The following is a 13,340-nucleotide window of genomic DNA, read 5'->3' as shown; positions in this document are numbered from 1 at the left end:
CGAGGGGGTCCGTGTATCCCCTCAATGAATTGAGGGGGGATTACAGCCCCCCGCGCTCCCCCGTTTTTCTAAATGGCAACGCCAAAGTAAATCAGGATGTACTTGAGCGCCACGTAGATGAAGACCACGCCGAAAAGCGCTTTCAAAGTCGCCGTCTTCACCCGGGCCACCAGCTTCGCCCCGTAAAGCGCTCCGATCACGGCGCCGATGCCAAGACACACCGCCGTCGGGATGTCCACCACGTGCTGGTAAAGCTTAAAAACGGCCCCCACCAGCGCCATCCAGATGAAGGAGGCCATACTGGTGCCGATGGCCAGCTTCATTGGGCCGCGCAGGACGTAAAGGAACGCCGGCACCAGCGCATAGCCGCCACCGAGACCGATGACTCCCGTCAGAAAACCGATTACCGAGCCGAGGACGCTCTTGCTCACCGGCGAGCCGGGCACCTTGGGAGGCGCTGAGTTCGTGCCGGGTGTTCCGGCAGCCTGTCCACCGGCTTTTGCCTGCCGCGGCGCCACAACCAGTCCCTCGTAAAGCATCCGCACCGCCGGAAGGATAAAAGCCAAACCCACGATGAGGTCGATCAGGTGCCCGTAAGGCTTCAGGTAGCCGAAAACGATGCTTCCCAGTATAACCCCCAGAACGCCGCTGTAGCCGACAATTGCCGCCGTCTCAGCATCCACATTCTTCATCTTGAAGTGCTGGTAGGCGCCGGAACCAGCCGTGAAAACCACTGCCGTAAGCGTGGTACCCACGGCCACCGCCGGGTCGAAGTGAAAGCCGAAGCGAATCACCGGCATCATCAGCACGCAGCCGCCGGTACCTAAGAGCCCACCTATTATGCCCGCCGGAATCCCCACTAAGAAAAAGATCAGGTATTGCACTTTTCTTTCCTCCCTTTTTCAACACTTTGATCGCCTCTTATTCCTCAGGAGGCTTTTGGAAACTCATAGCCACCTTGGCCAGCTCCCCAAGCCGCCGCGCCACGATCTCCCGCGCCAAATCGCAAAGCTCCAGCACCGCCGGGTCGCGGATGCGGTAGAGCACCCTTAAGCCATCCTTCCGGGCCTCAAGAATTCCCGCCTGCCGCAGCACCGATAGGTGCTTAGAGACCACCGACTGCTCCGCCCCTACCGCCGGGATGATCTCGCAGACGCACCGCTCGCCCGCCCGCAGAAAATCAAGTATCTTCAGCCGCAATGGGTGGCTTAAGGCCCGCAGTAACTCAGCTGCCAACTCCAGCCTCATCTCCTTCACCTCTTCCACCTCCTTTCCTATATGACTATATTAGCATATAGTCATATAACAAACAACCCCGGGAAGTGCTTTCTCCGGGGTTGCCGCCAAGTTTTCGGACCGAAAGAAGGTTTAGCCCGGAGGCCAGTTGAGCGGACGGCCGGCAATCAGGTGGTAATGGAGGTGGAAAATGAGCTGCCCGCCTCCACGCTGGCAGTTGGCCACTAGCCGGAAGCCCTGCTCCTCGAGCTTCATCTCTCGCGCCACTTGCACCACCGCCCGGTGCAAGCGCCCAATCAGGGCTTCGTCCTCCGGGGTGAGGTCGAAGAAAGTGGCGATGTGCTTTTTGGGTATGAAGAGCAGGTGAATAGGAGCTACGGGGTTTATGTCCTTGAAGCCTAGGATCTCCTCGTCCTCGTAAACGATAGCAGCCGGAATCTCTTTGCGTACGATGCGACAAAAGACGCAATCTTCCACCTTTTCACCTCCTTTCCAGCACCTCTGCCTCTAGGTCGTAAGTGCGCGCCTTGGTCACCCGGGCACGCACGAAATCACCCGGCTGCAAAGGCTCATCAGTCCGGAGGTATACCCACCCGTCGATCTCGGGAGCGTCGCCCTCACTCCGCCCTCGGTAAAACCTCCCCTTTTCCCCTTCCACCAGAACCGTGATTTCCTTTCCCACCAGTCGGCGGAGCCGCCAGCGGCTTAATTTTCTGGCCAGGAAAGCCAGGCGCCGGTAACGGCGCCTCTTCTCCTCTTCCGGAACCTGCTCCGGTAGAGAAGCAGCTGGAGTCCCCTCCTCCCGGTAGTAGGGGAAGATTCCTATCCGCTCAAAACCCAGCTCCCGCACTCCGCGCAAAAGGAGAGCAAAGTCCTCTTTCTCTTCTCCCGGGAACCCTACGATGAAGGTGGTCCGCAAGACCACCCCGGGCAGAGCTTTCCTTACCCTTTGCACCAGACGATAAGGATCGATAAGCGGGCGCCCCATACGCTTCAAAATCCGTGGAGAAAGGTGCTGCAAAGGGAGATCGAGGTAGCGACAGATTTTATCCTCTTTTGCCATGGCTTCTAAAAGCTCGTCCGTAATACTGGCCGGGTGGGCGTAAAGGATTCTAATCCACTTTACCTTTTCTAGAGTCGCCAGCTCCTGCAGGAGCAAGGCGAGCGAAGGTCGCCCGTAAAGGTCTATGCCCCAGGAAGTAGTGTCCTGAGCCACCAAGATGAGCTCTTTGACTCCCTTCTCCGCCAACTCTGCTGCCTCGCGCAAAACTTCTTCCGGCGGACGGCTGCGGTAAGGCCCGCGCAAGTAGGGGATGCGGCAGAAACTACACCGGTGGCTGCAGCCCTCGGCGATCTTGAGATAAGCATAGTAGGAAGGGGTGGAAAGGAGCCGGGGGGTGCCGTTGCCCAAGAAACCCGGAGGCGCCAAGTACACGGGCCGTCTTCCCTCCAGAGCCTCACCAACTGCGCTCACCACCCGGTCGAGCGCCCCCGTGCCGATAAGGCCGTCGATCTCCGGCATCTCCTCCAGAAGGGAAGAGCCGAAAAGCTCCACCAAGCATCCGGTTACCAAGAGCACCTGCCCTTTTTTCTTCTGCTGGGCCAGTTCCAGTATGGTGACCACGGCCTCGCGCTGGGCTGGCTCAATAAAGGCGCAGGTGTTGACCAGGATTAACTGCGCCGAGGAAAGATCGAGGGTAGGGGAAAAGCCTGCTTCCCGTAAAAGACCCAGCATTATCTCCGTATCCACCCGGTTCTTAGGGCAGCCCAGGCTGACCGCCGCTACCTTCAACCGCTACCACCTTCATGCACGGAAAACTGTCGGGTGACTACCTCTCCTGGCCTTCCTAGGTACCCTAGATCCTTGCCGTTGAGTGAGACGGCCACTGCTCCCGCGTTGCCCAGGCGCAGCTGGATGGTGTGGTTGGCCTGAAAGCTTTTCTCCTGTCCTGCCTGCAACTCCCCCTCAAAGGCTACCACTCCATCGGTCACCACCCGCATCCAGCAGCGGTCGTTGGTTACGCTGAGCTTTAAGGTAATGGACTTGGGAGTAACGCTCGGCTGAGACTCGCCAGCGGGCAGAGTGGTTTCCGGCGTCTTCGCTGGAGGCTTCTGCACCTCTTCCACCTGCGGAGGCTTCTCAGGCGTGCCTCCTTTAAGCCGCTGGTAGGCCTGATTGATGCCGAAAAGGAGGGCTATGGCCAGTAGCAGCACCAGTATGGTGCGTAGGCCTCTTAAGCCGCTCGGCTCCTCCTCTTCCAGGAGCCGGGCCGGCGGCTGATGGCCGAAGTCGGCAGGAGGAGGCCAGAGCGAATCGAATTCTTGGGCCAGCTGGATCTCGTCCAGCCCCAAGAAACGCGCGTAGGTGCGCAGAAACGCCTTAGCGTAGACCCTCCCGGGGAGGAGCTCAAAATCCTCTTCTTCCAGCGCCCTTAGGTACTTGCTCCTTATCTTTGTAGCCTCGGCTACCTCCTCCACCGAGAGGCCTTTCGCCTCCCGCGCTTCTCGCAGCCTCTCACCGAGGGACATGGGACACACACCCCCAAAGCGCACAGAAAGCCAATCGTACTATAGCACAGGTACTAGAACATAGTCAATTAGGGCGAAACAGGGCTATTTTTGGCGGCCGAAGAGGGTGTAGTACTGCTCCAGGGTGATGAGGACGGGACGCGGCTTGCTCCCCTCGAAAGGCCCGACTATCCCCTTGCGCTCCATGAGGTCGATGAGGCGCGCCGCCCGCGCGTAGCCTATGCGCAGCCGACGCTGCAGAAGCGAAGCCGAAGCCTGGCCGGCCCGTACCACGATTTCCACCGCCTGGGGCAAAAGCTCGTCCTCCTCCACCTCCGCCTCTTCCTCCAGCTCCTCCAGCGGCAGAGGCTCCGGCTTTTCCCCCTGAATTCGCTCCTTGAGGTACTCCACCACCGCCTCTACTTCTTTGTCGCTGACGTACGCCCCCTGGACGCGGATAGGCTTGGAGCTCCCCACAGGGCTGAAAAGCATGTCCCCCTTGCCCAAAAGCTTCTCCGCCCCTGCCATGTCCAGGATGGTGCGGGAGTCCGCCTGAGAGGAAACGGCGAAGGAGATGCGGGAGGGGATGTTGGCTTTGATAAGCCCGGTTATCACGTCCACCGAGGGGCGCTGGGTGGCCACCACCAGGTGGATGCCGGCAGCCCGCGCCATTTGCGCCAGGCGGCATATGGCGTCTTCGACGTCCACCGGTGCCACCATCATGAGATCGGCCAGCTCATCAATGACCACCACGATGTAGGGCAGGGGTTCCTCTTTCTTTAGCTGGTTGTAGCGGGCGATGTCCCGCATCCCCGCCGAGGCCAGAAGTTCGTAGCGCCTCTCCATCTCGCGCACCAGCCACTTAAGGGTGGCGGCCGCCTTCTTGGCTTCAGTGACCACTGGGCACACCAGGTGGGGAATGTCGTTGAAAACCATGAGCTCCACCATTTTGGGGTCGATGAGCACGAACTTCAAAATATCCGGGCCCGACTTGTAGAGGAGGCTTACAATAAGGGAGTTGAGGCACACACTTTTGCCCGCTCCGGTGGCCCCCGCTATGAGTAGGTGCGGGCAAGCGATGAGGTCGGCCACCACCACCTGCCCGGCTATCCCCTTACCCAGGGCAACGGTGAGGGGGGAAGGAGAATTCTGAAACTCTTTGCTTTCCAAAATCTCCCGCAAAGAGACCAGAGCCACCTCGCGGTTGGGTACCTCTATCCCTATGGCCGCCTTGCCGGGGATGGGAGCCTCTATGCGCACGCCCGAGGTAGCCAGGGCCAGGGCGATATCGTCGGCCAGGCTCACTATGCGGCTGACTTTAACCCCCGGAGCCGGCTGGACCTCGTAACGGGTAACAGCGGGGCCGCACGATACCTGGGTCACCTTGACTTTAATTCCGAAACTGGCCAGGGTGTCCTCCAGCAAGCGAGCGTTGGCGCTTATCTCCCTGCCGGCATCGGTCCGGGGACGCGGGGGTAAAGAGAGCAGCTCCAGAGGGGGAGGTTGGTAATCCGAAGGCGGAGATTTGGGTGCCACGCGCGGCTCTCTGCGGTTTTCTCCGGCAGTTGCCCTGGAAGGGGCCTCCGGCTCTTCCGTAATCAGCACCGGCAAAACCTCCTCCTGCGGCGGAGGAGGGAGTTCTTCCATTTTTCCCTTTTCCTTCTCCTCCACGTAAAGAAAGCCTTCCAGGCGCTGCTTGAGCCTGCCGGCGAAACTTTTGAGCAGCCATCCTCCCCGGCGGAAAAGTTCCGTGGGGTGGGTGGAGGTGACCAGCGCCAGGCTCAGCAAGGAGAGACCAGCCAAAAGGAGATAGGTGCCGGGAAGGCCGAAAGCCCAGCGCAAGGCGTAGCTCCCCAGAGCCCCCAGCGCCCCACCACCTATCCCCCACCAGCCGCGGACCAGGGCTTCTCCCAAAGAAGAGCTCGGCGAAGAGAACCAGAGGTCGATGAGCACCAGGACCGTGATTAGGAGCCCGGCGCCTCCTGCCAGGCGCAGCGCCTGCTCGGCCAAAGCGCCCTTTCTCAGCAAGAGATAGCCCGTCCAGCCCAGGAAAAGGGGGAAGAGGTAGCGACCCTCTCCCGCCAGGGAGGTAGCGGCGTATCTCAGCCCTTCCATGACGCTCCCCCCGTCGGGAAAGAGGAGGGCCACCGCGGCGAGTACGCCCAGCAAGACAAGGGCAAAACCGCCCACTTCGCGGTTGAGGGCGCTTTTGAGCCCCGGCTGGGCGCTCTTTTTCTTCCGGTTATTCCTCTTTCTCTTGCGCGCCACCCTTAAATTCGGTCCCCCTCAAATCAAAAGAGCGGTATCAGTTTTTCTCCCGGGCCTTTCGCGAAAAGCGCCGTGCGGCAGTAATAAAAGTCCTCTGGTTCTCCGGCAAAACCCCCGGTTTTAAGAAAAAGGGCCACCACTTCTTCCGGCCGTACATTCCCTTCCTGTCCGGCCCGTACCAGCATTTCCAAGACCACCTGCTCCCCTTTAACTTCCACCTGCAGCTGCCTGATTCCCGGACGCAGGTCAACTTCCTTAGCTCCTTTGGGCCCCCGGCGCTGGTAGGGAAGGGAAGAAGCCTCCAGGATCGCTTGCCTGGTGGTCTCTGCCTCCCTCGGGGTTATTCCCGCCAACTCTCCCTCCGCCCGGTAGGCAGCTCCCGCTACCAAGGAGGCAAGCGCCGGTGCTTCCAGAGGGACGCGCCTTACCCCCACTAAAGCCAGCCCTTGCGGGAGGACCGCTGCCAGCCGCTCTTGTATCAGAGCAGGGGAGAGGAGGGAAGAAAGGTAAACGTCTACCAGCTCCCTTAAACCCCTGACCCCCACGGGCAGAGGAGCGGCGAAGACCAGGCGGGGACGAGGATTAAAGCCGCCGGAGTAAACCACCGGAAGGGCGGAGCGGCGCAAGGCCTGCTCGAAGAGGCGCACCAGGTCTAGGTGCCCCACCCAGCAAGCCGGGCTCTCCTTACGGAAGGCTAGCCGATAGCGATACACTCTTCCCCTCCTCCGCCAGCACTGGGCGCACTCCCAAGCTCGGGCAGACCCCGCAGCCCACGCACTTACCTTCCCGGCAGTCCGGGGTCGTTTCTCCCCGGTAGGCCCGCTGGTGCTCCGCCACCAGGAACTCCTTGCTCACCCCCGGATCCAGGTGGTCCCAGGGAAGAGCTTCGTCGTAGGCGTAACGGCGGTAGGCGTAAGCGTAAGGATCTACGCCCGCCGCCGCAAAAGCCTCCTCCCAGCGGGGGAAGGAGAAGTGCTCTCGCCAGCCGTCGAAGCGGCACCCGCGCCGCCAGGCTTCCAAGAGGGCGGGAGCCAGGTTCCGGTCCCCCCGGGCGAAAACCGCCTCCAGCAGACTCATGCGTGGTTCGTGCCAGCTGAGCTCCACCCTCTTTTCCCGTCGCAACTCCGCCTGCAGGAGCCTGAGCCTTTTTTGCAACTCCTCCTGGCTTATCTGCGGCTCCCACTGGAAGGGGGTATGGGCTTTGGGCACAAAGCAGGCCACGCTTACCGCCACCCGCAGGCGCCCGCGCGGTACCCCGCACCTCTCGCCCACCGCCAGCACCGCCCGGACCAGCTCTCCAATCCCCCTGACATCTTCTTCCGTCTCGGTGGGGAGGCCTACCATAAAGTAGAGCTTGAGGCGTTGCCAGCCGGCCTTGAAGGCGGCTTCGGCCGCCCGCAACAAATCTTCTTCCGTCACTTTCTTGTTGATGACGTTGCGCAACCGCTGCGTGCCCGCCTCCGGAGCAAAGGTGAGGGAGGACTTCCTCCCTGCCATCAAACCCTCGGCCACCCCTACGGCAAACGCGTCCACCCGCAGAGAGGGGAGAGACACCGTTAAAGGGTGGGAGAGCTTGAGCTTTTTAAGGCCGTCCAGGAGGGGGAGAAGGCAGGTGTAGTCCACGGTGCTGAGCGAAGTCAGGGACAGTTCGTCATAGCCGGTGTGCCGAATCACTTCCTCCCCTTGCCGCACCAGAACCGGTACGGTTCTTTCCCGTACCGGCCGGTAGATCATCCCCGCCTGGCAAAAGCGGCAGCCGCGCGTGCAGCCGCGAAAGACTTCGATCATCGCCCGGTCGTGCACCACTTCCACCCAGGGGACCACCGGCCTGAGGGGAAAGGATGCCCGATCAAGCTCCGCCACTACCCTTTTTTTGACCCGCGCGGGCACATCGGGATGAAGGGGAACCACCCCTCTGCCCTCCTGCCGGTAAAGGGAAGGGACGTAGAAACCGGGGCGGCGGGCAAGCTCGCGCAGGAAATCCTGCTTCCTCCCTCCCTGCCGCTTGACCTCCCGCCAGAGATCTATGAGCTCGTGAACGGCCTCTTCCCCGTCACCTAGAACGAAAAGATCAAAGAAGGGGGCCAGCGGCTCGGGGTTAAAGGCGCACGGCCCTCCTCCCACCACCAGGGGCTTGTCCTCTCCCCTATCTCGAGCCAAAAGCGGAATTCCCGCCAGGTCGAGCAGGTTAAGGATGTTGGTGTAGGTGAGTTCGTACTGTAAGGTGATGGCTAAGATATCGAAGTCCTTAACCGGCCGGTGCGACTCCAGAGTGAAAAGGGGGATCCCCCTGGAGCGCAACAAGGCCTCCATGTCCGGCCAGGGAGCAAAAACGCGCTCCAGCAGGGCGTCCGGCCGGGAGTTCACTACGTGGTAAAGTATCTGCAAGCCGAGGTAGGACATCCCTACCTCGTAGACATCGGGGAAGGCAAAGGCTATCTTTACTTCCACCCCACCCCAGTTCTTACGCACCGAATTGTATTCCCCGCCCACGTAGCGAGCCGGCTTACTCACCCGGGGCAAGAGCTTTTCCAGCGCAGGCAAAATCGAGTATCACCTCGTGTAACCCAGCTTTTTCAGAGGATCCACCGGCTTCCCTCTCTCCCGGTACTCGAGGAGCAGCTCTCCCTTGGCTCCAAGCCTTCCCAGCACTTCCCCCTGCTTGACCTTCTGCCCTACCGCCACTGCCACCTCACCGAGTTGCCCGTAGAGGACCACCACGCCGTTCCCCTGGTCCACCAGGACGTAGTTTCCTAAGGTGGGATCTATGCCCACCTTGACCACCAGGCCCTCCGCCACTGCTTTAACCGGTGCGCCCCCCGTACCGGCAATTAGTATACCTGAGCTAAAGCGCTCCAGCCCGTCCGCGTCCCGGTACCAGCCGAAGGGGCGCACCACCTTACCCGAGACCGGCAAAAGCGGAGAGGAAGGCTCCGGCCCCCCTACCGGGCGCGCCACCTCTCCTAGGAAGGGTATCTGCAGGTTGACCATTTCCAGCCCGTGCCGCAGGACGCGTTCTATCACCGGACGGTAGTTCCACTCGGTGGTGAGTACCCAGCGAAGCCCCTCTTCTACCCGCGCACTCCAGGAGGAGTCGCTCTTCTTCAAGCCCCAAATTATCAGAAAAAGGACCAGGGCCGCAACCACTTGCAGGACAAGGGAGCGCCCTGGTCTTGGCCGGACGGGGGAAAGTTGAGGCCGGTATCCTAGCTTGGGCATGTCCTCCCCCTCCCCTAGGGATCTTCGTAACCTCAATTTACGAGGGGGAGGAGCAGAATATTACCTTCTAAGCCCCGGCCCCCACCGGCTCCCGCTTCACCACCACTTCGCCGTTCTCCACATCCACCAGTACCTTATCCCCCTTGGCAAAGGTGCCCTTGAGCATCTCTTCCGACAGCTTGTCTTCCACCAGGCGCTGGATGGTGCGCCTGAGGGGTCGAGCGCCGAAGTTCTCGTCGTATCCCTTCTGCGCCAGCAGCTCCTTCAGGGCGTCGGAGAACTCGACCTCCACCCCCTGCTCCTTGAGGCGCTTGGCCACGTCCTTGAGCATGAGGTCGACTATAGCCCGGATGTGCTCGGGGGTAAGAGGATGAAAGACGATGATCTCATCCACCCGGTTGAGGAACTCGGGGCGGAAGGTCCGCTCCAACTCCTTCAAAATCTTTTCCTTCATCGACTCGAAGGCCGCCTTCTCATCCTCCGTGCGGAAGCCCAAGGGCGACTCCCGCTTCAGGAAGCGGGCACCGATATTGGAGGTCATGATGATCACCGTGTTTTTGAAGTCCACCGTGCGCCCTTTGGCGTCGGTCAGGCGCCCGTCCTCCATTATCTGCAGCAGGATGTTAAACACGTCGGGGTGCGCCTTCTCAATTTCGTCCAGGAGGACCACCGTGTAGGGACGGCGCCTGACCGCCTCGGTAAGCTGCCCTCCCTCCTCGTAGCCCACGTAGCCAGGAGGAGCCCCCACCAACCGGGAAACGGTGTGCCGCTCCATGTACTCCGACATGTCGATGCGCACCATGGCCTCTTCGTCGCCAAAGAGGGCTTCTGCCAGCGCCTTGGCCAGTTCCGTCTTACCTACCCCGGTAGGCCCGAGGAAGATAAAGACGCCGATGGGCCGCCGCGGATCCTTGAGCCCCGCTCGCGCGCGCCGGACGGCCCGCGCCACTGCCGCCACCGCTTCGTCCTGCCCCACGATCCGCTGGTGCAGAATTTCCTCGAGCTTGAGCAGGCGCTCGGCCTCCTCCATCTTGAGCTGCTTCACCGGAATCCCCGTCCAGCTGGAAACCACCTCGGCTACGTCTTCCGCCGTCACCACCAGCTCCCCGTCGCTCTGCTTCTGCCGCCAGGCCTCGCGCGCGGCCTCGATCTCCGCCTTGATCTTGGCCTCTTGATCCCGCAGCTGCGCCGCCTTCTCGAACTCTTGGGCCGCCACCGCCGCCTCTTTCTCCTTCCTTATTTCCTCCAGCTTCTGCTCCAGCTCCTTAAGGTCCGGGGGCGGAGTGAAGGCCCGCAGGCGCACCCTCGAAGCCGCTTCGTCGATGAGGTCGATGGCCTTGTCGGGCAGGAAGCGGTCGGTGATATAGCGATGGGAAAGCTTGGCCGCGGCTTCTATGGCCTCGTCCGTTATGCGCACCCGATGGTGGGCTTCGTAGCGGTCGCGCAAGCCCCGAAGAATGGCGATGGTCTCCTCCACCGTAGGCTCACCCACCATGACCGGCTGGAAGCGGCGCTCCAGGGCAGGGTCGCGCTCGATGTGCTTGCGGTACTCGTCCAAAGTGGTGGCACCGATGGTTTGCAGTTCGCCCCGCGCCAGAACCGGCTTTAAAATGTTGGCCGCGTCTATGGCTCCCTCGGCGGCACCGGCTCCTACGATGGTGTGCAGCTCGTCGATGAAGAGAATCACGTTCCCCGCCGCCTTGACCTCGTCCACTATCTTCTTGAGCCTTTCCTCGAACTCACCCCGGTATTTGGTGCCGGCCACCACCGAAGCCAGATCCAGAGCCACCACCCGCTTATTGAGCAGCACCTCCGGCACCTGACCTTTGGCTATACGCTGGGCCAGCCCCTCCACAATGGCCGTCTTGCCCACACCGGGATCGCCTATGAGCACTGGGTTGTTCTTGGTGCGGCGGCTGAGGATTTGGATCACCCGCTCGATCTCCTTCTCCCGTCCCACCACGGGGTCAAGCCGGTCTTCCCGCGCCAGCCGGGTGAGGTCGCGCCCGAACTGGTCCAGGAGCGGGGTCTTGCTCCGGCCGGCGGGACCAGTCTGGGCCGCGCCGGGTGCCCCGGTGTTTAGCATCTCCAGCACCTGGGCCCGCACCTTATCGAGATCGGCGCCGAACATGGTGAGGACTTGGGCCGCCACCCCTTCACCCTCGCGGATGAGCCCCAGAAGCAGGTGCTCGGTGCCCACATAGTTGTGCCCCAACTGCCGCGCCTCGTCCACCGCCAGCTCCAGCACCCGCTTGGCCCGCGGGGTCAAGGTGACCTCGTGCAGTACCGGCTCCTCCCCCCGCTCCACTATCTGCTCCACTTTCTCCCGCACGGCCTCGGCACTTATTCCCAGGTTCTGAAGTACCTTGGCCGCTACCCCTTCGCCCTCGCGCAAAAGCCCCAGCAAAATGTGCTCCGTCCCGACGAAGGGGTAGTTCATGCGCCGCGCCTCTTCCTGCGCTAAAAGCAGAACTTTCTGCGCTCTGCGGGTAAACCTCCCAAACATCACTTCACCCCCTTGATATTCTCCAGCCTCTCCCTTATGAGCCGGGCCCGCACCACGTCCCGCTCACCGGGAGAAAGGTTCTTCCCCACCGTCTTGATGACGAGAGCCGGCTGGATGAGCACCATGAGCTCCGTCACCAGGCCCAAGGGTACCCCTTTTATGATTCCCAGCGCTACCCCCAGGCGCAGGTCGGAAAGTAAGCGCATCGCCTCCTGGGAAGTGATGGCCCGGGCGTAGCGCAGGATGCCGTAGGCGCGAAAGACACGGTCCTCCAGTTGCTCCCTCTGCCGGTAAAGCGTTTCCCGGCTCTCCCTCTCCTGAGCGATGAGCTTGCGAATTATGCCGTAGAGGTGGCGGACTATCTCTTCCTCGCCTCTCCCTAAGGTTATCTGGTTGGATATCTGGAAGAGATCTCCTGCCGCCCGCGTTCCTTCTCCGTAAAGGCCGCGCACCGCCAGCCCCAACTTACTGAGGTTGGTTATCATCTCATCTATGGCCCCCACCAGCACCAGCCCCGGCAGGTGTAGCATACTCGACACCCTGAGCCCCGTACCCACATTGGTGGGGCAGGCAGTCAAGTAGCCGTAATTCTGGTGGTAGGCGTAATCCAGGGTGAGCTCCAGGGCATCGTCTACCTGATCGGCCAGTTTCCAAGCAGCTTCCAACTCCAGCCCCGGGAGAAGACACTGGATGCGCAGGTGGTCTTCCTCGTTAATCATGACGCTTACCACTTCATCCTCCCGCAGGAGCAAACCCCGGCCGGTCAGATCCCCCTTAATGAAGTCGGGACTTACCAGGTGCTTTTCCACCAGGATCTGCCGCTCCACAGGAGTGAGGTCGACCAAGCGCACCAATTCCAGCTTGCCCACCCGGGAAGCCACCTCGGGCCGGCTGGCTGCCACCCAAACGGCGTGCAACACCTCTTCCTTCTGGGTCGGCTTCAGCCGGTGGGGAAAGAGGAAGTCCTTCAAGTTACGGGCCAGACGCACCCGGCTGGAAACCACCACGTCGGCCTCCGGCCCGTCCCCGTCCATCCAGCGGCTTCGGGGGTTAGTCAGAGTTTCCCTTAGACCCATTCTCCGCCTTCCCTCCAGTGTTCTTCTCCAGCTCCCTTATCCTGTCGCGCAACTCGGCCGCCCGCTCGTACTCTTCCCTGCGCACCGCTTCGGCCAGCTCCCGGCGCAAGCGTTCGATCTCCGTCAGCTTGCCCACCACCTCTTTTTGCCGCCGCGGCGCTTTGCCCGTGTGCCGGGCTACTCCGTGAACCCGCCGCAGCACCTGCTCTACCGCCGGACGTAGAGCGCTATAGCACTGGGGGCAGCCCAGGAGCCCTCTAGCAGCAAACTCCCGCTCGGTCAGGCCACAGCGCGGGCAGCGAACCTCTCTTTCCGCCTCTACCTCTTCCCCCGCTGGGAAGAAGAGGCCGCTTAAGAGGCTGTGGAAAGGAAACTGCGGCGGAAAGCCGAAGCTTACCCCCATTTCCCGGGCGCACTCCTCGCAGAGATGCAACTCCTTCTTCTGGTTATTTACTATTTCGGTATAGTGTACCGTGGCCGGCCTCTTGTGGCAACGCTCGCAAAGCATAAGTTTTACCACTCCTCAC

Annotated in this window: 12 protein-coding genes; all 12 read right to left on the bottom strand. The window is 61.4% G+C overall.

Annotated features, from left to right (window positions below):
• Positions 1-68 precede the first annotated feature (68 nt).
• Complete coding sequence (locus DXX99_RS01545; RefSeq protein WP_115791754.1) at positions 69-884, bottom strand: sulfite exporter TauE/SafE family protein; 816 nt, start codon at positions 882-884, stop codon at positions 69-71.
• Between the two features lie 37 nt (positions 885-921).
• Positions 922-1,248: an ArsR/SmtB family transcription factor gene (locus tag DXX99_RS01540; RefSeq protein ID WP_240610780.1), complete on the bottom strand. Its 327-nt coding sequence runs from the start codon at positions 1,246-1,248 to the stop codon at positions 922-924.
• A 120-nt stretch (positions 1,249-1,368) separates the two neighbouring features.
• A complete protein-coding gene (locus DXX99_RS01535) occupies positions 1,369-1,713 on the bottom strand; it encodes a histidine triad nucleotide-binding protein (protein WP_115791752.1) in 345 nt (114 codons plus the stop codon).
• A gap of 4 nt (positions 1,714-1,717) precedes the next feature.
• Complete coding sequence (gene rimO, locus DXX99_RS01530) at positions 1,718-3,028, bottom strand: 30S ribosomal protein S12 methylthiotransferase RimO (RefSeq protein WP_115791751.1); 1,311 nt, start codon at positions 3,026-3,028, stop codon at positions 1,718-1,720.
• Entirely contained in the window at positions 3,025-3,765 is a 741-nt protein-coding gene (locus DXX99_RS01525; RefSeq protein ID WP_115791750.1) for a helix-turn-helix domain-containing protein, read from the bottom strand. Before DXX99_RS01525 ends, rimO begins: the two co-directional genes overlap by 4 nt.
• A gap of 84 nt (positions 3,766-3,849) precedes the next feature.
• On the bottom strand, positions 3,850-6,012 hold the full coding sequence (locus DXX99_RS01520) for an FtsK/SpoIIIE family DNA translocase (protein WP_115791749.1): 2,163 nt from the start codon (positions 6,010-6,012) through the stop codon (positions 3,850-3,852).
• Between the two features lie 23 nt (positions 6,013-6,035).
• Positions 6,036-6,725 (bottom strand): TIGR03936 family radical SAM-associated protein, encoded by a 690-nt coding sequence (locus DXX99_RS01515; protein WP_115791903.1) that lies wholly within the window; start codon positions 6,723-6,725, stop codon positions 6,036-6,038.
• Positions 6,697-8,556 carry a TIGR03960 family B12-binding radical SAM protein gene (locus DXX99_RS01510; protein WP_115791748.1) on the bottom strand — a complete coding sequence of 620 codons (1,860 nt, stop codon included), beginning with the start codon at positions 8,554-8,556 and terminating at the stop codon, positions 6,697-6,699. The genes DXX99_RS01515 and DXX99_RS01510 overlap by 29 nt, the downstream gene beginning before the upstream one ends.
• Positions 8,557-8,565: 9 nt before the next feature.
• Entirely contained in the window at positions 8,566-9,231 is a 666-nt protein-coding gene (locus tag DXX99_RS01505) for a murein hydrolase activator EnvC family protein (protein WP_115791747.1), read from the bottom strand.
• A gap of 67 nt (positions 9,232-9,298) precedes the next feature.
• A complete protein-coding gene (locus DXX99_RS01500; protein ID WP_115791746.1) occupies positions 9,299-11,737 on the bottom strand; it encodes an ATP-dependent Clp protease ATP-binding subunit in 2,439 nt (812 codons plus the stop codon).
• A complete protein-coding gene (locus DXX99_RS01495; RefSeq protein WP_115791745.1) occupies positions 11,737-12,813 on the bottom strand; it encodes a protein arginine kinase in 1,077 nt (358 codons plus the stop codon). Before DXX99_RS01495 ends, DXX99_RS01500 begins: the two co-directional genes overlap by 1 nt.
• Positions 12,788-13,321, bottom strand: coding sequence for a UvrB/UvrC motif-containing protein (locus tag DXX99_RS01490; protein WP_115791744.1), 534 nt, complete (start codon positions 13,319-13,321; stop codon positions 12,788-12,790). The genes DXX99_RS01495 and DXX99_RS01490 overlap by 26 nt, the downstream gene beginning before the upstream one ends.
• Between the last annotated feature and the right edge of the window lie 19 nt (positions 13,322-13,340).

This window comes from Ammonifex thiophilus (assembly GCF_003368535.1).
Classification (GTDB): Bacteria; Bacillota; Desulfotomaculia; order Desulfotomaculales; family Ammonificaceae; genus Ammonifex; species Ammonifex thiophilus.
Note: the sequence above shows the minus strand (reverse complement) of the source record. Positions and strands in the feature narration are given on the sequence as shown.

What these genes read in the sequence shown, in the direction of transcription:
- DXX99_RS01505 (WP_115791747.1), bottom strand. Translation starts at nt 9,231, where the DNA reads ATGCCCAAGCTAGGATACCGGCCTCAACTTTCCCCCGTCCGGCCAAGA.
- DXX99_RS01500 (WP_115791746.1), bottom strand. Translation starts at nt 11,737, where the DNA reads ATGTTTGGGAGGTTTACCCGCAGAGCGCAGAAAGTTCTGCTTTTAGCG.
- DXX99_RS01525 (WP_115791750.1), bottom strand. Translation starts at nt 3,765, where the DNA reads ATGTCCCTCGGTGAGAGGCTGCGAGAAGCGCGGGAGGCGAAAGGCCTC.
- DXX99_RS01540 (WP_240610780.1), bottom strand. Translation starts at nt 1,248, where the DNA reads ATGAGGCTGGAGTTGGCAGCTGAGTTACTGCGGGCCTTAAGCCACCCA.
- DXX99_RS01495 (WP_115791745.1), bottom strand. Translation starts at nt 12,813, where the DNA reads ATGGGTCTAAGGGAAACTCTGACTAACCCCCGAAGCCGCTGGATGGAC.
- DXX99_RS01490 (WP_115791744.1), bottom strand. Translation starts at nt 13,321, where the DNA reads ATGCTTTGCGAGCGTTGCCACAAGAGGCCGGCCACGGTACACTATACC.